Consider the following 20,876-nt stretch of genomic DNA (forward strand, 5'->3'; position numbering starts at 1 on the left):
AAAAGTGGGTGGCCTGCCATAGTGTTTTCTCAAAAAATAATTGATGGTAATGTGCTCACCTGCCGCTCAGACAAACACGAATCTTGCGCAAGCGTGGTTTGGAAAATACATCGCAATCATAGCAAGTCAGGCAGGCATTCACAATAAATCAATGGGTGCAGACAGCGCGCCACATGCGCTTGAAAAGCGTCAGTCATGCACAAGCCGCAACCGAATCATATCCTCCGTACAATCGTTTTGCGATTCGCGCGCGGCCAGTGAGCAATTAAGCCATCAGTTGCGCATGCTGGAAGTGCGCGCCTTTCTCAGCCACGCTTCTTTAAGCCGGGCTGAACGCCTGCATGGGCGCCTGCATGGACGCCCCCAAAGCAAGCGTGCAAGATTGGCGGCACAGCATGGCGATTTTTTCGCCATGCACTGATGCGCGCTGCCTGTCTGCAATTTATTGTTTATCCAATTCCGCCACCGCCTTACGCAGCAAGACCGGCCATTTTTGCTGTTGTGGCGTCAGGCGCTTTTCCGCCTGTAATTTTTCCAGAATGCGCAAGCCCTCTTGCGCATGGCTGCGTGCTTTGTCTTTGGCCGGCTGGGCGGAATAGAGGCCATACAGTCTGGCATGCGAGATCGCCAGATCCAACTGCCACCCTGCATGCACGGGGTCGCGCTGGGCCAGCTTTTCTCTGATCTGCAGGCTGCGCGTAAAACTGCCCAAGGCCGCTGACAGATCGCCTTGCGCTTGCTGGATGGAGCCTATTTTCTCCAAACTCACACTCAGATCGCGCTGCCATGCGGTATTGCCCGCATCACGCTGCGCCAGTTTTTCATCGATCTGCAGACTGCGCGTAAAACTGCCCAAGGCCGCTGACAGATCGTCTTGCGCCTGCTGAATCTCGCCGATTTTATGCAAACTCACACTCAGATCGCGCTGCCACCGGGTATTAGCCGGATCGCGTTGCACCAGCTTTTCGATGATCTGCAGGCTGCTCGTAAAACTGTCCAAAGCTGCTGACAGATCACCTTCCGCTTGCTGGATGTTGCCGACTTTTATCTGACTGACAACCAGCCCGTGCTGCCATGCGGTATTGCCTGCATCGCGTTGCGCCAGTTTTTCACTGATCTGCAGGCTCTGCTTAAAACTGCGCAACGCCGCTGACAAATCGCCTTGCGCTTGCAATATCTCGCCGATTTTCTGCAAGCTCACGCTCAGATCGCGCTGCCACGCTGTATTAGCCGCATCGCGCTGGGCCAGCTTTTCTCTGATCCGCAGGCTCTGCTTAAAGCGGCCCAAAGCCGCTGACCGATCACCTTGCACTTGCAAGATTTCGCCGATTTTCTGCAAGCTCACACTCAGATCGCGCTGCCACAGGGTATTAGCCGCATCGCGCTGGGCCAGCTTTTCTCTGATCTCCAGGCTGCGCGTAAAACTGCCCAAGGCCGCTGACAAATCGCCTTGCGCTTGCTGGACATTGCCGATTCTTTCCAAACTCAGACTCAGCTCGCGCTGCCACGCGGTATTGCCCGCATCACGCTGCGCCAGCTTTTCGCTGATCTGCAAGCTCTGCTTAAAACTGTCCAAGGCCGCTGACAGATCGCCTTGCGTTTGCAAGATATCGCCGATTTTATGCAAGCTCACACTCAGATCGCGCTGCCACTCGCTATTGCCCGCATCACGCCGGGCCAGCTTTTCTCTGATCTGTAAGCCCTGCTTATAACTGCCCAAGGCCGCTGACAAATCGCCTTGCGCTTGCAAGATGTCCCCGACTTTATTCAAACTCACACTCAGATCGCGCTGCCACTGAGTATTGCCGGCGTCGCGCTGCGCCAGCTTTTCGATGATCTGCAAGCCACGTTTAAAACTGCCCAAAGCCGCTGACAAATCGCCTTGTTCTTGCAAGATATCGCCGATTTTAATCAAACTCACACTCAGATCGCGCTGCCATTCGGTATTAGCGGCATCGCGCTGCACCAGCTTTTCGATGATCTGCAGGCTGCGCGTAAAACTGCCCAAGGCGGCTGACAAATCGCCTTGCGCTTGCAAGATGTCCCCGACTTTATTCAAACTCACACTCAGATCGCGCTGCCACTGAGTATTGCCGGCGTCGCGCTGCGCCAGCTTTTCGCTAATCTGCAGGCTCTGCTTAAAACTGCCCAAGGCCGCTGACAGATCGCCTTGCGTTTGCAAAATCTCGCCTATTCTGTCCAAACTCACACTCAGCTCGCGCTGCCACGCGGTATTGTCCGCATCGCGTTGCGCCAGTTTTTCGATGATCTGCAAGCTCTGCTGAAAACTGCCTAAAGCCGCTGACAAATCGCCTTGCGCTTGCAAGATGTCGCCGACATGACTCAATAAAGAAGCCCGTGTGTTGTCTTGCCAATCTTGTGAAAGGGCGGCGTCACTTTGCAATAATTGCTGCGCTTTTGTATAGGCCAGCATGGCCTGCGTCAATTGCCCGGCTTTTTTTTCCAGCCGCCCCAATTGCCACCAATCCCATACGCTGGCGCCGGCTAAGGTGCTCACCCGCCTCATTGCCGCCAGGGCGCGTGTACTATCTTTGCAGCTCCACAAGGCGGCGGCCTGTCTTTCTTTTTCTTGCAATAGCACGCCCAGCGATTGCTTTTCCTGGCGCAAAACGGCGGCCTCCTGCTCAAGTGCTTCTGCGATTGGCGCCACATCGCCTGCGCGCAAGGCTTGCAGCCGGCGCCTGTCTTCCTGGCTGGCTTTAGGGGCCTGGGCTTTTTCAATAACGTCTAAAGCAGCTTGCGCACGCGCGCGCTCAAAGTCTTCTCGCAAATACATATTATTCACGAGCAATTCCATTTGCCTGTCCTGCTCATTGCTCAAGGCTTCCAACACCCCGGCAACTGCTGGATCGCGCTGCTTGATTGCGCTTAGCATTTGTTTTAAGGCGACGCCAGCATGCGCACTTTCTGCTGGGGGACGTTGCCCGTAAGCCAAGTATTTGGTTCTGGCTTGGTCTATGTTTGGCGTCACTGCAAAACTATTGCCCGCCAACATCATCAGCGCGCACATCATCGGCGTCAGCTTATTTCCCTTCATCCTGCCCTCACTTTTTCTTCATTACCTTTGAAGCGCTGCTGCGTCATCCTTGCACTGCTACAGATTGCCCAGCTGTTTTTTTGGATTGCATACGCAAGCAAGCCCCTCCTCCATTGCAAGACAAACGGCTCGCAAAATCTGTCCTCATCCGCGCCGCATAGTTGCTGCGCTGGTCTGACTGTTTGTTCAATTCTTTCGCATTTTTCCATTCATGCTTTGCGCACCCGGGGTGCGCAGGCGCTTAGCCATTCACCTGCACCCACTCAATCACTTTATCCAGCAGCGCGCGCCCGCTTTCGGGGTTGCTGTGGTTGACGAAGGCGGCCAGGGCGTAGCGCCGGCCGGATTGCGCCAGCACATAGCCGGCCACGCTGCGCACGTCTTTGAGGGTGCCGGTTTTGATGTGGGCCTGTCCCTGGGCCGGGCTTTGCAAGAGGCGGCGGCGCATGGTGCCGTCCACCCCCACCAGCGGCATGCTGGCGATGAATTCCGGCATGTGCGGCGCGCGCCAGGCCAGTTGCAGCACGCGCACCATGCCGGCGGGGGAAATCCGTTCGCGGCGCGACAGGCCGGAGCCGTTGTCCAGCACCAGTTCCGGCAGGTCCACGCCCTTGGCTTGCAGATGGGCGCGGATGCGTTGATCCGCCGCTTCCAGACTGGCCTTGCCATCCACCACGCCCAGGCGCAAATACAGCATGCGCGCCATCACATTATTGCTGTATTTATTGATGTCGCGCACCAGCAGGGCCAGCGGCGGCGAGGCCCATTCCAGCAAGAGATTGGCGTCCGGCGGCACGCTGGCGTTGTCGTAGCTGACGGCGAAGCGGCTGCCGGGGTTGACCTGGCGCCAGAGGCTGGCCAGCACCCCGGCGGCATAGGGATTGGCGCTGTGCGCATGCGCTTGCACATCGCGCGCACGCACGCCGCATGAGGCCGGATAGCTGCCGTCAAACAGGACGCGCACGCCTTTGCCCTCTTCCTGGCGCTCAAAACGCAGGCCAATCGCTTCCTGCCAATCGTCGCAGGCGGCGTTGGAGAGCGGCAGTGTGGCGAAATGCAAGTCCGGCAGCGCCGGTTGTGCGCTCACGCGCGCGCTTTGGCTGGCCGGGTCGGGATTGAAATACAGGCGCAGGCTTTTGAAATTGAATAAGAGCGCATCCGGCGCCACGTTATAGGGCTTGATGCTGGCGCCATCAAAATCTTCCAGCGCTGTTTGCGGCCACAGACTGCGGTCAAACAGGATGCGGCCCTGCACATCCTGCACCCCCTGGGCGCGTAATTCATGCAGCATTTGCCACAGGTTTTCTTGCGCCAGCCTGGGGTCTAAGCCGCCTTGCAGGTATACATCGCCCTGCCACACGCCATGTTGCAATTCGCCCACGCCATAAATGCGGGTTGTGGCTTGCCATTGCGGGCCGAATTCGGCCAGGGCGGCATGCGTGGTCAGCAGTTTCATGACGGAGGCCGGATTCATGCTTTGCCGGGCATTGAACTCCAGCAGCCAGGCGGATTCGCGCTGTTCTTTGCCGGCCTTTTCTGTCTTGTTGGCCTTGTTGCGTTTAGCGCCCCTGGGCGCTGTGCTGACGTCGGCGCCGACGGCTTGCACCGCGAGGCCGAAGGCTTGCGGCGGCAGGCCGGAGGCGGCTAAGGCTTGCGCCAGTTCCGTCGGCATGCCGGATGCGCGCGCGATGCGGGCGGCGCGCTTGCCGGCTGCCGCTTTGCCGGCGCTGGCCGCCTTGGCCGTCTTGGCGGACTTGGCCCCGGCCTCAGTCTGCCCGCCCTTGGCCCAGGCGGGGGCCAGACTGAGCAAAATAATCAGGGAAGCATGGCAAACAGTGGGTAAAATTCGCATCTCGATATCCGGCGGCAGTGGGGATGTGTGATTGTCGCACGCGCCTGCGCCGCCACAGCTTTTTGGAGCATGAAATGCGATTGCAAGGAAAAACCGCCATAGTCACCGGCGCAGCACAGGGCATCGGCCTGGCCTGCGCACAACGTTTGCTTGCCGAGGGCGCGCAAGTGATGTTGAGCGATATCAAGGCTGAAGGCGCGCAAGTGGCGCAGGAATTGGGGCAAAAGGCGGCCTTTTTCGCCGCCGATGTCAGCGACAAGGCCCAGGCGGATGGCTTGATCGCGGCCACCCTGGCGCGCTTTGGCGCAGTTGACATTCTGGTGAATAACGCCGGCGTGACGCATGCTTGCGATTTTCTTGATTTGCAGGAAGAGGATTTTGACCGGGTCTTGCGCATCAATCTGAAATCCATGTTTTTATGCGGCCAGGCGGCGGCGCGTGCGATGGTGAAGGCCGGGCGCGGCGGCGCCATTATCAATATGTCCAGCGCGAATGGGGTGCTGGCGATTCCCAATCAAGTGCCGTATGTGGTGTCCAAGGGCGGCATTAATCAATTAACCAAGGTGATGTCGGTCGGTCTGGCGGCGCACGGCATCCGCGTCAATGGCGTGGGGCCGGGCACGATTTTGACGGAACTGGCGAAAAAAGCGGTGCTGGCCTCGGAAGACGCGCGGCGCACGATTTTGTCGCGCACGCCCCTGGGCCGCTGCGGCGAGCCGGAAGAAGTCGCCTCGGTGGTGGCGTTTTTAGCTTCTGACGATGCGTCTTATATGAGCGGGCAGACGCTATACCCGGATGGCGGGCGGCTGGCCTTGAATTACACAGTCGCGGTGAAAGACTGACATGCAAGACGCGGCGCATGATATTGATGAAGCGGAATGGCTGAAGCTGGAAAACCAGTTTTGCTTCATGCTGTATTCCACCAGCCATGCTTTAACGCGCGCCTATGGCCCGCTGCTGCAGGCGCTGGAGTTAACTTATCCGCAATATCTGGCGATGCTGGTGTTGTGGGAACAGGATGGCATCAGCGTTAAACAGCTCGGGCAAAAACTTTTGCTCGATTCCGGCACCCTGACCCCGCTTTTGAAACGGCTGGAAGCGGCGGGTTGGCTCAAGCGGGTGCGCAGTGCGCACGATGAGCGCTTAGTTGAAATCCGCCTGACCGAAGCCGGGCGCGATTTGCGTGTACGGGCGCGCCAGTTGCCGGAGCAAATCCTGTGCTTGAGCAAGATGCCGCTGCCGCAGTTAGGTGAGATGCGTGAGCAGCTGCGCGTCTTGCGCCAGCATTTGCTGGAACACAATGCGCAACAAGCCGGGCAGGACGAGGACTGAAGCGGGGCAGCAAGGGCGCATCAACTTTTGATTGCGGGCCAGCATTGCTTGCCGCTGCCTGTGCTGGCGCTTGCAGCAACAAAGAAAGGCAGCGCCATCAGTCAGCCTGCCTGTGCCCGGCGCCCTTCAAACACTGCGGCAAACCGGCCACCACCCAATACACTTGCGCGCAGTGCGCCGCCAGCGCTTGGTGCAGGCGGCCGGCTTCATCGACAAAGCAGCGCGCCAGCGCTGACAGCGGGGTGATGCCCATGCCGACTTCATTACTAACCAGTATCACGCGGGCTTGCATCTGTCCGAGTTGATCCAGCAAGGCGGCGCGTTGTTGCAGATAGCGCGCCGGCAGGCGCCAGGGCGCGCTGTCGTCTTGCATGCCGTCAGCCAGCAGCGCATTGCTGAGCCACAGGGTGAGGCAGTCGAGCAAAATCACTTTATGCGCCTGATTGTGTTGTTGCAGCGCTGCGGCCAGCAGGAGCGGCTCTTCATGCAGGCGCCAGCGGGCGTCGCGTTGCGTCTGGTGGTGCGCGATTCTGGCTTGCATTTCACTGTCCAAGCCTTGCGCGGTGGCCAGATAAATCAATTCCGTTTGCGGCCCGGCCAGCGCTTCGGCGCGGTTTTGCGCAAAGCCGCTTTTGCCGCTGCGCGCGCCGCCTAACACCAGGGTGCAGTGGGGCCAGTCAGACATGGCCGACGCCAAACAGGGCCGCTGTGGCGGCGGGATTGGAGGCGAACCAGGGATGGAACCAGGAGGCGCGCAAGCTGCCTGCCTGGTAGAGCGCGGCGCCGGTCTGCTGCTGTGGATGGGTCTGGCAATGGGCGATGGCGGGCGCTGCGGATTCGATTTGCGAAAAATGGAATACATGGCCGCGCAATTCACCCTGTGCGCTGGCCCAGGCTTGCGGCCCCAGGCCGGCGATGCGGCTTTGCACGCGCACTTGCGCCGGCAAGATCCCGGCCATGGCGTGCGCCTGCCCTGCCCCATCCAGCAGACTGTCACATAACATCATCATGCCGCCGCATTCGGCCCAGATGGCGACCCCGGCCTGGTGTGCGGCGCGTATGCCTTGCATAAAATGCTGCGCCCGGCTTAAGGCGGCGGCGTGCAATTCCGGGTAGCCGCCGGGCAGCCAGATTGCATCCGCCGGCGGCGGGGCCTGATCTGCCAGCGGCGAGAAAAAGCGCAGTTGCGCGCCCATGGCTTGCAACAGGGCCAGGTTCTGTGGATACAAAAAACAGCTGGCGGCGTCGCGCGCGACTGCGATGGTGCGCCCGGCCAGCAGCGCGGGCGGCGGCGCGGGCGGCGCATCCGGCCAGGCGCGCTGAGCGCGCGCCAGCAAGGCCGGCCAGGCCGGCGTCAGCTGCAGACTGTCAGCCGCGCGTTGCAGCAGGCCGCGCACATCTTCTTGCTCTTGCGGCGTGACTAAGCCCAGATGGCGCTCCGGCATCGCCTGCGCTTGCGGCGGCAGCCAGCCGGCCAGCAGGCAATTGCGCAAGCTGGCGCCAATTAAATCAGCGTGAAAAGCGCTGCCGACGCGGTTGGCCAGCAAGCCGCATACGTCCAGCCCGCCATAGCTTTGCAAGCCATGGGCGATGGCGCCGGCGGTTTGCGCTAAGGCGGCGCAATCGATCACCAGCAAGACCGGCAAGTCGAGCGCGCGCGCCAGGTCGGCCGCGCTGGGCTGGCCGTCATATAAACCCATCACGGCTTCAATCAACACCAGATCATGGCTGGCGGCGGCTTGCGCCAGGGCGGCGCGGCAAGCTGCTGCGCCCATCACCCACAGATCCAGCATGCCCACCTCGACCCCGGCGGCCTGTTGCAAAATCATGGGGTCGATGAAATCTGTGCCGACTTTAAACAGCGCCACGCGCTGCCCTTGTGCGCGGGCGTGCAGGGCGAGCGCGGCGCAGCTGGTGGTTTTGCCCTGGCCGGAGGCCAGCGCGGCCAGCATCAGTACGGCGGCGCTCAAAATTCCACCCCGGCTTGCGCTGCAATCCCTTGCGCGAAGGCATGTTTGAGCGGCTGCATCTCGGTCACGGTGTCGGCGATGGCGATTAATTCCGGCAGCGCGCCGCGCCCGGTCACCACCACATGCTGGGAGGCGGGACGGGCTTGCAGATCCGCCAGCACTTGCGCTAAATCCAGATAATGGTATTTGAGCGCGATATTGAGTTCATCCAGCACCACCAAGGCGATCTGCGGATTTTGCAAGAGACGGCGCGCGACTTGCCAGGCGGCCTGGGCTTTTTCCACATCGCGCGCGCGGTCTTGCGTTTCCCAGGTGTAGCCTTCGCCCATCACATGAAATTCGACCAGTTCGGGAAAACGGCGTAAAAACACTTCTTCGCCGGTGGGGTGGGCGCCTTTGATGAATTGCACCACGCCGGACTGCATTTCATGCCCCATGGCGCGCAGCACCATGCCAAAAGCGCTCGAACTTTTGCCCTTGCCATTGCCGCTGTGCACCAGCAAAACGCCGCGCCGCTCTTGCGCGCGGGCAATCGATTCATCCACCAATTGCTTTTTGCGCTGCATGCGCAGGCGATGGCGTTGTTCCAACTGTTCTTGCTGATCTTCCTTGCCAGCTTCCGGGGCCGGCGTTTGGGCTTGATTCATCGTCTGTTTTCCTGAAGTGCGTTAAAGCGGCAAAAATACGCGCCGTCCCAGGTGTTCACATTCGGCCAGCGGGTAGCCCAGACAGTCGCCGATGATATCGACTTGCATCACCTGGGCGCAGGGGCCGGCCTGCCAGCGTCCATCGCCATACAGCAGCAAGACGTGGCTGGCGCAGCGCAGGGCGAGATTGATGTCATGTCCCACCATCACGACTGCGCGCTGCTGCGCGCGGCACAAGCGGGCTAAGGTGTCGGTGACGGACATTTGATGCGCCAGATCGAGCGCGGCGGCCGGCTCGTCGAGTAAGAGCAGCGGTGTGTCTTGCGCCAGCAAGGCGGCAATCGCCACGCGTTGCCGTTCGCCGCCGGACAGGCTGCGCACATCGCGCGCGGCCAAGTGTTCGACTTCCATTTGCGCCAGCGCCTGCAGGGCCTGGCTGTGATCTTCGGCTTGCCACCAGGCATCGGTCTGCCAGGGGTGGCGCGCGCTTTGCACGGCTTGCAGCACGCTGTAGCCAAAGGGGTCATTGCGGCTTTGCGGCAAAAAGGCGCGCTGGCGCGCCAGCTCCAGCAGAGGCCATTGCGCAAGGTTTTTGCCGCGTATCGCAATCTGTCCCTGATCCGGGCAGGCGATGCCGGCCAGGCAGCGCATCAAGCTGCTTTTGCCGGCCCCGTTGCGGCCTAAAATCGCCCAGCATTCGCCGGCTTCGACCTGCCAATCCAGGTCTTGCCACAGGCAGCGGCCGGCGATGCTCATGCGCAAGGCGTCCACCTGCAATAAGGGAGGATTCATGACCTGCCCCGGCGCCACAAGCGCAGTTGATGTAATTGCAGCAAAAACAGCGGCGCGCCGACCAGGGCGGTAATCACGCCGACCGGTAATTGCTGTGGCGCGATGATGCTGCGCGCCATGGTGTCGGCTAACACCAGAAACACGCCGCCGACCAGCGAGGCAGCCGGCAGCAACAGGCGGTGATCCGGGCCTAAGGCGAAGCGACAGGCATGCGGCACGATCAGGCCGACAAAGCCGATGCTGCCGGCGTTGGCGACGGCGCTGGCGGTCAGGGCGGCCGCGCCAAAAAACAATTGCACGCGCAAACGCGCAATCGGCACGCCCATGGTGGCGGCGTTTTCGGCATGAATCGCCATCAGATTGATGGCGTTGGCGCGCGTCATGGCAAACAGCGCCACGCCAATCCAGGCCAGCCAGGCCAGGCCGGTGCTTTGGCTGCCGGCCAAATCGCCAATCATCCAAAACACCATACTGCGCAAGCGCCCTTCCGGCGCGATGGAGAGAATCAGACTGACTCCGGCCATGCAGGCGGCGGATAAGATCACGCCGGTCAACAGCAGCACCGAGCCGCCTTCGCTGTTGATGCCATAGCGCAAATCACGCCGCGCCAGCAAGTACAGCAAGGCGGCGCTGGCGGCGGCGCCGATGAAGGCGCAGACATCAATCATCCAGGCGGCGGCGAAAAACAGCATGGCGCTCAAGGCGCCCAGCGCGGCGCCGCCGGAAATCCCCAGCACATAAGGATCAGCCAGCGGATTGCGCAGCAAGGCTTGCATCAAGACCCCGGCCAAGGCCAGCGCGGCGCCGGTGACAAAGGCGCTGGCGGCGCGCGTGATGCGCAATTCCAGCAAGCTGGCGTGCATATCATCTTGCCCCAGGCGCCAGGCATGCAGGGCTTGCGGCAGATCGGCCAGCGGGATGGGGATGGAGCCGATCAGGGCGGCGGCGATGAAGCTCAGCAGGCAGGCCGCCAGCAAGTAAATCAGCAAGCGGCGCAGACGCGCGTGCGTCGCATCGCCCGCCATCGCGGGTGCGGACTGACGCACGGCGCGCACGCCAGCCGGCGCAGCGTCGTGCGCGGGGGCGCCTGGCTCCTTGGACAGCATCGGCCCCCCTTTCATGGTTTCGCCTTCAAACGCGGCAGATCTCAGAATTGATCATAGCGCAGGCTCAGCACAAAGCGCGACGGGGACGCATTGAAGCCATTCGCCAATTCATAGGCTTTGTTGGCGACATTGTTCCAGCGCGCTTGCACTTCCCAACCGCGCGCAATCTGCCGCGCGGCATACAGATTCCACACGCCGTAGCCGGCCAGCGGGGTGTTGTTGGCCACATCGTCGTAGCGGCGGTCGGCAAACACGGTTTCCACCCCGGCCTTCCAGCCCTCCGCCGCCCAATCCAGACCGAGCGAGCCATGCTGTTTGGCGCGGCGCGGCAAGCGTTTGCCGCTGCTGTCGTCTTTTGCGTCCTGCCAGTCATAGTTGCCGCGCAAGGTGAAGGCGCCGGCGAGCGGCATGCTGCCGCCGATCGATAAGCCGGTGATCACGGCGCGGTTCAGGTTGTAGGCGCAGCCGTAGGGATGGGTGGCTTTTTCCACCGGGCACACCGGCGCATACACGATCAGATTGTCGATTTTGTTGCGGAACAGGGCCGCTTGCAGACGGCTGGCGCCGGCCTGGTATTGCAGACCGAATTCCAGATTGCGCCCTTTTTCCGCCTGATTGCCTTCTAAGCCAAAGCCGGGGTAGTACAGCTCATTGAAGGTGGGTGCGCGAAAGCTCATGCCATAGCTGGCCGTGGCTTGCCAGCCGGGGCTGAATTTATAGCCGGCGGCCAAGGCCCCGGTGGTTTGATTGCCATTGGTGGAAATGCGGTCGTGGCGCATGGAGGCGGTGGCCAGCCAGACATCGCGCTTGACTTGCCAGGCGCCGGCAAAGGATGTGGTTTTGCGGTTGCGCTCCAAAGACTTGCTGGAGCTGCCCAGCTCCTCTTTGCGGTGTTCCAGCGTCAGCTGCAGATTGTCCGGGCCGAATTCGATGTCGTTTTGCCAGCTGTATTGGGTTTGCGTGGTTTCGTAGCGCGACAAGCCATACGAGGCGTCGGAGAAGCCGCGATCATTGGCAATCGAGAAACGCAACATGCTTTGCCAATTCGGCGCGAATTTATCGCGCGAATACACCGACCAGGTTTCCAGGCTGGTGACATCGCGGTCATCGTAGCCGGCCCCGCTGTCAAACTGCGAATTCTGCCGGCTGCGCAACAGGCTTGTGCCGAGTTCGTGGTCTTTGGCCCATTTCCAGCCCAGTTGTGCGGAAAAACTGTCGCGCGCATAGCCGTCTTCATCCGGGTCAAAGCTGAATTTGTTTTTACGGTTGGTGGCGTTTTGTCCAGTCTCTTCTTCATGCACGGCGTTGAGAGCGTAGCGCACGCCGCGTTCGCCGCCGGTCGAGCCGGACAGGCCGAGTTCATATTTGCGCAAGCCGCGATTACCCACGCTGACGCCCACTTGCGGCTCTAAAAATTTGCTGCCCTGCTTGGTGAAGATTTGCACCACGCCGCCCATGGCGTCCGCGCCATACAGGCTGCTCAAAGGGCCGTATACAATTTCAATCCGCTCAATTTGTGACAAGGGAATCGCCTGCCAGGTGGCGCCGCCGTTGCTGGCCGAGCCGATGCGCACGCCATCCACCAGCACAATGCTTTGCGCATTCGCCGTGCCGCGCATGAAGACTGAGCTGTAGTTGGCCGGGCCGCCATTGCTGCTGAGTTCAAAACCGCGTTTTTTTTGCAAAAATTCAGACAGAGAATTGACCCCGGAAGCCTGGATTTCAGCTTGATGGATCACTTGATGATCAATTAAAAGATCGCTGGCCGGAGTGGCTTTGCGGGTGGCGGTAACCAGCACTTCTTGCGTTTGCGCAGCCGCCTGGGCCGGGCTGACGCAAAACAGGCTGGCGGTGGCCAGGGCGAGCGAAGAAATAGCCGGGAACTGGCGCGCTGCGCCTTGTTTGCCGTAAGGATTCATTGTGTCTGTCTCAAGAAATTCCCCGGCATTTTTCCCCGCAATGCCGGATCATCAAAAGCGACTTGCGCTTTCACCTGTGTGGCCGGTATCCGGGCTGACAAGTCGTTTGTCTCCTCTTCCCATGCGGCCGGCAGGGTTTCCCACCAGCTGGCACAGTGAGCTTGAGACACGTTTCAGAAGCATCTGAACTTGCCTACCGTTGCGGGGGCAGCATGCCTTGCGCTTTCTCTGCGCTGACATTTCCCGTTTAACGGCTTCCATGAACTGGTCGCGCGCACCAACACTGCCGGGATTATACCTTGCAGGCTGGATAAATTGCATTGCAGCTACATTTTCAGGACATGAGAATTCACATGTTTGAGCCAATTTGCCGCGCCCGCACCAGCGGCGCGGCAAAACCCAGGCTTCTGGCCTGATGCAAGGTGCGCAGCTCGCTTTTGATCTGTTGCAAAATATGCTCACGCCCGGGGCGGTAGAAGATATTCCAGGCTTCAAACGGAATCATCTTGCCATCCGGCTGCACCATATGCACACAGGATTTTTTCAGGGCGCGGATATCGAGTGAATGCGCATCCATAAACTGCACAATCAAGATGCGGAACACGTTTTGATAACTCAGCGCCTGCGGTGCGGCGACTTTGGGCAGGCAGCACAGCATTTCCGACAGGCAGGAGGCTTGCGATTCGGGCGAGTGGTTGGTGGAAAACAGTTTGAACAAAGCCTGTTTCATCTGCGGATCGCGCTCAAACACTATCGTGCTTTTATCGCCGGCCAAGAGGGTGTCGGCGTCAATAAAACGGGTCAGCGGTACGACCTGATCCGCCATTTTCAAGCCATACGCCATCGCCAGGGTGTCGGGATTGCATGGCACCGGCAACACATCTTCTTTGCTGAACACGCTTGATTGTTCGCCGATTTTGCGCCGGATTTCAGACACGGTTAAGCGGTGGTTTTTATGTTCATATTGCTCAACCCGGCCAGCATCCTGAATCGGTTGCAGGGTCACGCCGCGCACGCAGGGCTGGGCCATGGCGAAATCGAGCAGCGCGCCGATTTCATCATCATTCACGCCTTTTTTGAGCGTCATCACCAGGGTGGTGGAGAGCTGTAAATCATTTAAGCGCTGCAGCGCCTGATTGCGGATGCGGCGCAAATCGGCGCCGCGCAATTCTTTCAAGGCGCTTTCTTTGAAACTGTCGAATTGCAGATAAATTTCCAGGCCAGGCCCGTATTCAGCCAGGCGGCGCGCAAACGCTTCATCCTGGGCGATTTTGATACCATTGGTATTCACCATCACATGCTTGATCGGACGTTTTTTACATTCGTCCAGAATGGCGAAAAAATCCGGATGCAAGGTCGGCTCGCCGCCGGAAATCTGCAAGACATCCGGTTCGCCCTCATTCCTGACCAGGGCGTCGAGCATATCGATGACTTGCGCCAGGCTGCGGCTGCTGCTGCGATGGGTGCCGGATTCTGCATAGCAGACCGGACAATTCAAATTGCATTGATCGGTGATTTCCAGCACGGTCAGGCAGGAATGCTGCATATGATCCGGGCATAAGCCGCAGTCATACGGGCAGCCATATTCCATTTTGCCGGAAAAGTATTGCGGCATTTCCGGCGCTTTGACATACACTTCGCGGCACAGGCGGTAATACTCGGCGTCATCCGCAATCAAGACCCGTTCCACGCCATGCACCGGACACCATTTGTCCATATACACATGCTGGTCTTTGATGACGATTTTCGCTTCCACCTGGCGCAAACAACTGCTGCAGACGCTGCTTGTGGTGTCGTAAAACAGCCAGGGGCGGTTTTTACGTTCTGTGCCGCTGTGGGCTGGCGTTTGCTTGCTTGCATCCATCTTCATCTTCCTTGCAAAATCCGGGGGTGGCGCCAGGCTTGCCATTGTTTGAGCAAACCCGGCAGATACAGGGCCAGCGCGAGCAGGCAAACCCATTGGATGCCGGACAGCCCGAAAGGATAGACATAGGGTATCGGCTTGATGCCGTCCACCGCCACGCGCCAACATAAATATGCAGTCAAAAACAATTTAAACAGCAGGCCGTTTTGACTGGCCAGGCGCGCCCGCTGAGATTGCAAGACAAACCAGAGCAGGCTTAAAAAACCAATCTCATACAGCTGCGTGGGGTGGCGCGGCTGACCATCGCCAAAATCCACCGCCCAGGGCAGATTGCCGGGCAGTCCATACGTGCCGTCATGCAAACCGGCCAGAAAGCAGCCAATGCGGCCGATGATGATGCCAAGCAAAAGCGGGAAGACAAATAAATCGCCGGTCGATTCACGCTGGCCGATGAGTTTTTTGCTGATTTCCACCCCGAGCAAGCCGCCCAGCAAACCGCCGACAATCGACTGGCCCATAAACCAGTTGCGCGGATCGCCTATTTTCTGCGGAATCAAGTGCGCATATTCAATCCAGAACACCAGCTTATTGCCCAGCGCCGCGCCGGCGATGCAGCCGACCACAATCGCAAAATTGCCCGGCGCCAGTAAAGCGCCCTGCCCGCGCTGCCGCTTTTGATAACGGTAATATTGCATGCCGGCCAAAATCCCGGCCCATTCCAAAAGGTAATGGATCAGGTTGGCGTGGAATGCGTCAAAATTCGGGCCTGCGATCATATGAATTCCTGTGTTGTTTCATTGCGCGCTGCTTCAGGCGCAAGGCACAGGCTGGCTTGCAGCGCAATGACTTACCCGGCGCCCGACAGCGGCGCATCATCAAAGACGCCGCATGGGTGAATGCGCAGCAGCAAACGCTAGTTTTTCTTCCTGATGACGCGCACCAGCCAATACAGCCCAGCCGCGCAAGCGATGCCCGCCGCGCCCATGCCAAAGATGGCGGGATCCAAAGTGGCCTGGCCACTCATTGCGACACTCAGATAAAGCCCGCACAGCCCGCAGATGCCAAAGCCGGCCATCAGGATGCACAAGAAAAATAATAAGACGCCACGCCAAAATTGATTCATTGCCAGACCTGTTTTTCGCTGATGCCGGAGCGGGACGCAGCGCCCGCTCCGGCGGATTGCTGCATTATTTCCATTCGCCGCGCAAAGCCAGCACCTGTTCGCGCAAGCCTTCCGGCGTCACCTGCTGCGGCGCTTGCGGCGCGCCGACCACCAGCTCCAAACGTGACAGCAAGCCGCGTTTGAAGGAGCGTTGCAGGGGGTTGCCATCGCTGCGCGTGAGCAGGCTGCCCCACAGACCGCGCAAAGCCATGGGAATCACCGGAACCGGGCTGCGCTCGACAATCTTGCGCACCCCGCCTTTGAATTCATTCACATCGCCGGTGGTGGTCAAGCGCCCTTCCGGGAAAATGCAGACCAATTCGCCTTCGCGCAAGGCGTGCGCAATCTCGTCATAGGCTTTTTCCATGGTCTGCTGATCTTCCTTGGCCGGCGCGATAGGAATCGCTTTCACCGCCAGAAACACCCAGCCCAGCACCGGGGTTTTGAAAATCCGGTGATCCATCACAAAGCGGATCGGGCGCGGACTGGAGGCCAGGATCACCAGCGCATCCACATACGACACATGATTGCACACCAGCACCGCCGGGCCATCTTCCGGGATCTGCTCAACGCCGATGCACTTCACGCGATGGATGGTTTTAAGCAAGAGCCAGGCGACGAAGCGCATCAAAAATTCCGGCACCAGGGTGAAGATGTACACAGCCACCACGGCATTCATCAAGGCCGTGGCCAGAAAGATTTGCGGCAGCGTGAAATGTAATTTCAGCATCACAATCGCACAGCCGGTGGCGACCACCATAAAAGCGGCGTTCATGATATTCATGCCGGCGATGGTGCGCGATAAATGCGCTTTGTCGCAGCGGGTTTGGATCAGGGCAAACAGGGGCACGATGTAAAAACCGCCGAAAATGCCGATCAGCATGCAATCCGCCAAAATCCGCCAGGCCCCGCTTTGTTGCACGAATTGGGCGGCATCGACTTGCGCCAGATTGCTGTGATAACCATTGGCGGCAAAGAATAAATCCACGCCGAACACGGTCAGACCGATGCTGCCAAACGGCACCAGGCCGATTTCCACCTTATGCCCGGAGAGTTTTTCACATAACAGCGAACCGGCCCCGACGCCAATCGAAAACACCCCCAGCAGCAAGACAAACACCTGTTCATTGCCATGCAAAAAGACTTTGGCGAAATCGGGAAACTGCGCCAGCACAATCGCGCCATAAAACCAAAACCAGGAATTGCCCAGCAGGGATAAAAACACGGCGCGGTTTTGCCGGGAAAAAGACAGATTGCGCCAGGTTTCAGTAAACGGGTTGTAGTTAATCTTCAAGTCCGGCGCAGCGGCGGGTGAAACCGGAATCGCGCGGCTGGTGCCCCAGCCCAGCACGGCTAACAGCAAAGCGCCGCCGGCAATCAATTCAATCCCGATGCCGGCCTTGGTGACTAACATCGCGCCCAGAATCTGGCCTAATAAAATGCCGACAAAGGTGCCCATTTCAATCACCCCATTGCCGCCGGTTAATTCGCGCTCGTGCAAATGTTGCGGCAGATAGGCGTATTTGACCGGGCCGAACAAGGTGGAATGGACGCCCATCAAAAACACACACACCAGCAGAATCGGCAGATTTTTTGTCAGCCAGCCGGCCCCGGCCAACAGCATGATGCCGATTTCCAGCATTTTGATGAAACGCGTCAGCGCAGCCTTGTCGTATTTTTCAGCAAACTGGCCGGCGGTGGCGGAAAACAGCACGAAGGGGGCGATGAACAGGCCGGGAATCAGATTGGCGAGCGTGCCGGAATCCATGTTGCTCCAGGCCGCGCCCTGGTAGGTGAGTGCGGTAATGAGGGCGGTCTTGAACACATTATCGTTCAGCGCGCCTAGAAACTGGGTCCAGAAAAATGGCGCAAAACGGCGCTGCCCCAGTAATTGGAATTGACCGCTGGTTTCTGGCGGCAAATTTTCGCGACTCATAGTTCTATCCGTAATCAATATGAACGGGGGTATTGTAGTGCAAGCAAGCTGCTTATCCCGGGCAAAAAGAATGGCATCGGATTGTAATACTGAAAAATTTCAGAATCATAATCAGATGCCAAACGCCTTGCAAAAACAGATTTTCCAGCTTCAACGGCAGGCTTAGTCTTGCGGCATGCTCTGCATGATTTGCTGCGCCAGACGGCGCCCGCTCAACCAGGCGTTTTCCACCCTGCCCTCGCCCTCCAGTCCGGCGGCGAACCAGTCGCCACACAGGCCAATGCGCAGATTGGCATCCCACAGACAATCGCCGGCCATCGGTTGCACCGCCTGTGCAAACGGCCAGCGCAAGGCTTGCGCATACACCGGTTGCACCTGACTGCCGGTGGCCTCATGAAAGGCCTTGAGCAATTTATCGCGCACGCGCGGCAAATCGTCTTGCAAATGCTCCTGGCTCCAAGCCAGTGCGGCATGCGCCACCCAGCGCTCGCCGGGGCGGTGGCCGGGTTTGGAATTGTCATGCGCAATAAAAGCTAAACGCGATTGTTCGATAAACGCGCCGTCGTAGCCCAGATCCAGCGCTTGCGCAAACGCCAGTTCAAGCGTGAAACACGGCGCCAGATGCACGCTGGCCGCCTGCGCCGCCAGCTGCGGCGCGACATCGTGCAATAAGGGCGCGGCCTGTTCCGGCGGCATGGCTAAAATCACCGCGTCAAACGGGCCGGCATGGGCTGGAATCGCCACCGTATCGGCTTGCACCGCCAACAGCCATTTGGCATTGCCCCAGGTTTGCAAGCCTGTCACAGTTTGCGCTGTGGCCAGGGGCAGACCCTGGGCCAGATTGGCGCACAAGGCGCCCATGCCGGGTCGCGCCACATAGCGCACCGCACTGCGCGCCGGCGTCAGCGCGCGGCCATTGACCAGACGCACAATGCGCGCTTGCCAGGCGTCGATCCAGGCTTCTTTTTTCCACTGCGTGATTTCGCGTTTGAACTCTTCTGAACTGGCGCTGAAAAACTGCACGCCGTCGTCAAAGCCGCCAAACTCGGTTTCATGCGTGGCCATGCGGCCCGCCGGGTTTTCCGCTTTTTCGATCAAGGTGACACGATGGGAAGCGCTGAGCGCGCGTGCTGCAGACAGGCCGGCCAAACCGGCCCCGATGATAGCCAGATGCATCGATTACTCCTGGTTGGGGACATCGAAAAGCACAGAAAAAAAGGGCCGCGCAAAACTGCGCAGCCCTTTGCATTCATCCATCAATTTTCTTCATCCGCGCCAGCCGGCCAATCACGGATATAGGCTTTGAGCATGCGGTTTTCAAAGCTTTGCGCTTCCAGCACGGCTTTGGCCACGTCATAAAATGAAATCACGCCCATCAAGGTGCGCGCATTCATGACCGGGACATAACGGGCATGCTTTTCCAGCATGATGCGGCGCACTTCATTGACTTCCGTGTCCGGGGTGACGGTGATCGGGTGATCATCCATATGCCGGCGCACAGTGCCATCGCCCAAGGCGCCGCCATTTTGACGCAAGGCGCGTATCACTTCACGGAAGGTCAGCATGCCGACCAGTTCGCCGAATTCCATCACCACCAGCGAGCCGATATCGTGCCCGTCCATGGTGTCCACCGCATCCTTGATGGGGGTTTCAGGCTTCACCGTAAACAGGATATTGCCCTTGACTTCGAGTATTTCCGAGACTTTCATAGCGATCCTTTTTTGTAGCCTGTCTTGACAGCGGAAAAACGCTGATATCCTGAATGGACTGTAGCCTAAGCCGGGCAAAAAATCCACCGCAACGCGCGTGTTTGCGAGTTTTTTGGCAAGCTTTGTGTTTCATGCAATTCTTTAAACAAGCATACGCCGGCAAACATGGCCGTTTCAGAAACAGTGTTAACATGGCCTTTTGCCATCGGAGCGAAGTCTATGAAATCGGCCATGTCTGCAGGATTCGACACGCTCGCGCTGCATGCCGGCAGCGCGGTCGATTCCGCCACCGGGGCGCGCGCCACCCCGATTTACTTCACCACCTCGTTTTGCTTTGACGATGCGGCGCATGCGGCTTCCCTGTTTAATATGGAACGCGCCGGCCATGTGTATTCGCGCTTATCCAACCCCACCAACGCCACCCTGGAAGAAAAAATCGCCGCGCTGGAATGCGGCATCGGCGCGCTGGCCTGCGCCAGCGGCCAGGCCGCGCTGTTTTTAGCCATCTGCACCATTGCGCCAGCCGGCAGCCATATTCTGGCCTCGCGCTCCTTGTATGGCGGCTCGCATAATCTGCTGGCCTACACCCTGCCGCGCTTTGGCATTCAAACCAGTTTTGTCGATATGCGCGATGTGGCGGCGGTGGAGGCGGCGATCCGTCCCGAAACCCGGCTCCTGTTTGGCGAGAGCATAGGCAACCCGATGTTGGACGTATTGAATATTCCCGCCATCGCCGCGATTGCCCATGCGCATGCGCTGCCCTTGCTGGTGGACGCCACCCTGGCCACGCCCTGGTTGCAACAGCCGCTGCAACTGGGGGCGGATCTGGTGTTGCATTCAGCCAGCAAATATTTATGCGGCCACGGCACTGCGATCGGCGGCCTGCTGGTGGATGGCGGCCAGTTTGACTGGCAGGCGGCGCATGCGCAGCACGGCCATTTCGCCGAGCTGTGCCAGCCATATGCCGGTTTTCATGATGTGGTGTTTTGCGAAGAATCAGCGCTGGCCGCGTTTTTATTGCGCGCGCGGCGCGAAGGCTTGCGCGACTTCGGCGCTTGTTTGAGTCCGCATAATGCGTTTGCGATTTTGCAAGGGGTGGAAACCTTGAGCCTGCGCATGCAAAGGCATGTGGAAAATACGCGCGCCCTGCTGGCCATGCTGGCGCAACATCCGGCAGTCGCGGCCCTGCACCACCCGGAACTGCCGGGCCACCCCGACGCCGCGCTGGCGCAACAGCTGTTGCCGCGCGGCGGCGGTGCGGTGATCAGCGTAGAAGTGAAAGGCGGCAAAGCGGCGGCGCAGAAAATGATTGAACATTTGCGCCTGTTTTCGCATCTGGCGAATGTGGGCGACGCCAAATCGCTGGCGCTGCACCCGGCCTCCACCACCCATGCGCGCATGCGGGAAGAAGATTTGCAAGCGGCGGGAATTGCGCCTGGCATGGTGCGGCTCTCAATCGGCCTGGAAGATGCGGCGGATTTACAGGAAGATCTGAACCGCGCCTTAAAACTGTCACAGAAATGAGGATG

At 59.3% G+C, this 20,876-nt stretch carries 17 protein-coding genes and 1 riboswitch; of the genes, 4 read left to right on the plus strand and 13 right to left on the minus strand.

Annotated elements, in window-relative coordinates:
* Positions 1–442: 442 nt before the first annotated feature.
* Both V8J88_RS11505 and dacB read right to left on the minus strand, forming a co-directional pair.
* Positions 443–3,058: a tetratricopeptide repeat protein gene (locus tag V8J88_RS11505; RefSeq protein WP_338849674.1), complete on the minus strand. Its 2,616-nt coding sequence runs from the start codon at positions 3,056–3,058 to the stop codon at positions 443–445.
* Between the two features lie 241 nt (positions 3,059–3,299).
* Positions 3,300–4,910, minus strand: a complete 1,611-nt coding sequence (gene dacB, locus V8J88_RS11510; protein WP_338849675.1) for a D-alanyl-D-alanine carboxypeptidase/D-alanyl-D-alanine-endopeptidase — start codon at positions 4,908–4,910, stop codon at positions 3,300–3,302.
* 74 nt (positions 4,911–4,984) lie between these two features.
* Here dacB and V8J88_RS11515 point away from each other — a divergent pair, with 74 nt between their 5' ends.
* The gene (locus V8J88_RS11515; RefSeq protein ID WP_338849676.1) at positions 4,985–5,752 is read left to right on the plus strand and encodes an SDR family oxidoreductase; all 768 of its coding nucleotides are present in this window, start codon (positions 4,985–4,987) and stop codon (positions 5,750–5,752) included.
* Position 5,753: 1 nt separating this feature from the next.
* Positions 5,754–6,242 carry a MarR family transcriptional regulator gene (locus V8J88_RS11520; protein ID WP_338849677.1) on the plus strand — a complete coding sequence of 163 codons (489 nt, stop codon included), beginning with the start codon at positions 5,754–5,756 and terminating at the stop codon, positions 6,240–6,242.
* A gap of 97 nt (positions 6,243–6,339) precedes the next feature.
* Here V8J88_RS11520 and cobU read toward each other — a convergent pair whose 3' ends face one another.
* The 8 genes from cobU to V8J88_RS11560 all read right to left on the minus strand — a co-directional run bounded on the left by cobU (position 6,340) and on the right by V8J88_RS11560 (position 15,316).
* Positions 6,340–6,927 carry a bifunctional adenosylcobinamide kinase/adenosylcobinamide-phosphate guanylyltransferase gene (cobU, locus tag V8J88_RS11525; RefSeq protein ID WP_338849678.1) on the minus strand — a complete coding sequence of 196 codons (588 nt, stop codon included), beginning with the start codon at positions 6,925–6,927 and terminating at the stop codon, positions 6,340–6,342.
* Complete coding sequence (locus V8J88_RS11530) at positions 6,920–8,212, minus strand: cobyrinate a,c-diamide synthase (protein WP_338849679.1); 1,293 nt, start codon at positions 8,210–8,212, stop codon at positions 6,920–6,922. Before V8J88_RS11530 ends, cobU begins: the two co-directional genes overlap by 8 nt.
* Positions 8,209–8,859 (minus strand): cob(I)yrinic acid a,c-diamide adenosyltransferase, encoded by a 651-nt coding sequence (cobO, locus tag V8J88_RS11535; protein ID WP_338849680.1) that lies wholly within the window; start codon positions 8,857–8,859, stop codon positions 8,209–8,211. Before cobO ends, V8J88_RS11530 begins: the two co-directional genes overlap by 4 nt.
* A gap of 21 nt (positions 8,860–8,880) precedes the next feature.
* On the minus strand, positions 8,881–9,651 hold the full coding sequence (locus tag V8J88_RS11540; RefSeq protein ID WP_338849681.1) for an ABC transporter ATP-binding protein: 771 nt from the start codon (positions 9,649–9,651) through the stop codon (positions 8,881–8,883).
* Complete coding sequence (locus tag V8J88_RS11545; protein ID WP_338849682.1) at positions 9,648–10,772, minus strand: iron ABC transporter permease; 1,125 nt, start codon at positions 10,770–10,772, stop codon at positions 9,648–9,650. Before V8J88_RS11545 ends, V8J88_RS11540 begins: the two co-directional genes overlap by 4 nt.
* Positions 10,773–10,798: 26 nt before the next feature.
* A complete protein-coding gene (locus V8J88_RS11550) occupies positions 10,799–12,676 on the minus strand; it encodes a TonB-dependent receptor (protein ID WP_338849683.1) in 1,878 nt (625 codons plus the stop codon).
* Between the two features lie 62 nt (positions 12,677–12,738).
* Positions 12,739–12,973: riboswitch (cobalamin riboswitch) on the minus strand.
* A gap of 52 nt (positions 12,974–13,025) precedes the next feature.
* The gene (locus V8J88_RS11555) at positions 13,026–14,540 is read right to left on the minus strand and encodes a radical SAM protein (protein ID WP_338849684.1); all 1,515 of its coding nucleotides are present in this window, start codon (positions 14,538–14,540) and stop codon (positions 13,026–13,028) included.
* Positions 14,541–14,542: 2 nt separating this feature from the next.
* The gene (locus tag V8J88_RS11560) at positions 14,543–15,316 is read right to left on the minus strand and encodes a prolipoprotein diacylglyceryl transferase family protein (RefSeq protein ID WP_338849685.1); all 774 of its coding nucleotides are present in this window, start codon (positions 15,314–15,316) and stop codon (positions 14,543–14,545) included.
* 56 nt (positions 15,317–15,372) lie between these two features.
* On the opposite strand from V8J88_RS11560, the gene V8J88_RS11565 reads away from it, so the two are divergent.
* The gene (locus V8J88_RS11565; RefSeq protein ID WP_338849686.1) at positions 15,373–15,636 is read left to right on the plus strand and encodes a hypothetical protein; all 264 of its coding nucleotides are present in this window, start codon (positions 15,373–15,375) and stop codon (positions 15,634–15,636) included.
* A gap of 91 nt (positions 15,637–15,727) precedes the next feature.
* On the opposite strand, the gene V8J88_RS11570 is transcribed toward V8J88_RS11565, so the two are convergent.
* The 3 genes from V8J88_RS11570 to V8J88_RS11580 form a co-directional block, all read right to left on the minus strand.
* Positions 15,728–17,638, minus strand: a complete 1,911-nt coding sequence (locus V8J88_RS11570) for an MFS transporter (protein ID WP_338849687.1) — start codon at positions 17,636–17,638, stop codon at positions 15,728–15,730.
* A gap of 162 nt (positions 17,639–17,800) precedes the next feature.
* Complete coding sequence (locus V8J88_RS11575; RefSeq protein WP_338849688.1) at positions 17,801–18,814, minus strand: FAD-dependent oxidoreductase; 1,014 nt, start codon at positions 18,812–18,814, stop codon at positions 17,801–17,803.
* Between the two features lie 80 nt (positions 18,815–18,894).
* A complete protein-coding gene (locus V8J88_RS11580; RefSeq protein ID WP_338849689.1) occupies positions 18,895–19,347 on the minus strand; it encodes a CBS domain-containing protein in 453 nt (150 codons plus the stop codon).
* Positions 19,348–19,578: 231 nt separating this feature from the next.
* Between V8J88_RS11580 and V8J88_RS11585 the strand changes: the two genes are divergently transcribed.
* A complete protein-coding gene (locus V8J88_RS11585) occupies positions 19,579–20,871 on the plus strand; it encodes an O-acetylhomoserine aminocarboxypropyltransferase (RefSeq protein ID WP_338849690.1) in 1,293 nt (430 codons plus the stop codon).
* The last annotated feature ends 5 nt before the right edge of the window (positions 20,872–20,876 follow it).

Origin of the sequence: Massilia sp. W12 (assembly GCF_037300705.1) — a bacterium.
GTDB lineage: Bacteria > Pseudomonadota > Gammaproteobacteria > Burkholderiales > Burkholderiaceae_D > JACPVY01.

Excerpts from the sequence above, each read along its gene's own strand:
- V8J88_RS11505 (WP_338849674.1), bottom strand. The coding sequence starts at position 3,058 with ATGAAGGGAAATAAGCTGACGCCGATGATGTGCGCGCTGATGATGTTG.
- dacB (WP_338849675.1), bottom strand. The coding sequence starts at position 4,910 with ATGCGAATTTTACCCACTGTTTGCCATGCTTCCCTGATTATTTTGCTC.
- V8J88_RS11515 (WP_338849676.1), top strand. The coding sequence starts at position 4,985 with ATGCGATTGCAAGGAAAAACCGCCATAGTCACCGGCGCAGCACAGGGC.
- V8J88_RS11520 (WP_338849677.1), top strand. The coding sequence starts at position 5,754 with ATGCAAGACGCGGCGCATGATATTGATGAAGCGGAATGGCTGAAGCTG.
- cobU (WP_338849678.1), bottom strand. The coding sequence starts at position 6,927 with ATGTCTGACTGGCCCCACTGCACCCTGGTGTTAGGCGGCGCGCGCAGC.
- cobO (WP_338849680.1), bottom strand. The coding sequence starts at position 8,859 with ATGAATCAAGCCCAAACGCCGGCCCCGGAAGCTGGCAAGGAAGATCAG.
- V8J88_RS11540 (WP_338849681.1), bottom strand. The coding sequence starts at position 9,651 with ATGAATCCTCCCTTATTGCAGGTGGACGCCTTGCGCATGAGCATCGCC.
- V8J88_RS11545 (WP_338849682.1), bottom strand. The coding sequence starts at position 10,772 with ATGAAAGGGGGGCCGATGCTGTCCAAGGAGCCAGGCGCCCCCGCGCAC.
- V8J88_RS11550 (WP_338849683.1), bottom strand. The coding sequence starts at position 12,676 with ATGAATCCTTACGGCAAACAAGGCGCAGCGCGCCAGTTCCCGGCTATT.
- V8J88_RS11555 (WP_338849684.1), bottom strand. The coding sequence starts at position 14,540 with ATGGATGCAAGCAAGCAAACGCCAGCCCACAGCGGCACAGAACGTAAA.
- V8J88_RS11560 (WP_338849685.1), bottom strand. The coding sequence starts at position 15,316 with ATGATCGCAGGCCCGAATTTTGACGCATTCCACGCCAACCTGATCCAT.
- V8J88_RS11570 (WP_338849687.1), bottom strand. The coding sequence starts at position 17,638 with ATGAGTCGCGAAAATTTGCCGCCAGAAACCAGCGGTCAATTCCAATTA.
- V8J88_RS11575 (WP_338849688.1), bottom strand. The coding sequence starts at position 18,814 with ATGCATCTGGCTATCATCGGGGCCGGTTTGGCCGGCCTGTCTGCAGCA.
- V8J88_RS11580 (WP_338849689.1), bottom strand. The coding sequence starts at position 19,347 with ATGAAAGTCTCGGAAATACTCGAAGTCAAGGGCAATATCCTGTTTACG.
- V8J88_RS11585 (WP_338849690.1), top strand. The coding sequence starts at position 19,579 with ATGTCTGCAGGATTCGACACGCTCGCGCTGCATGCCGGCAGCGCGGTC.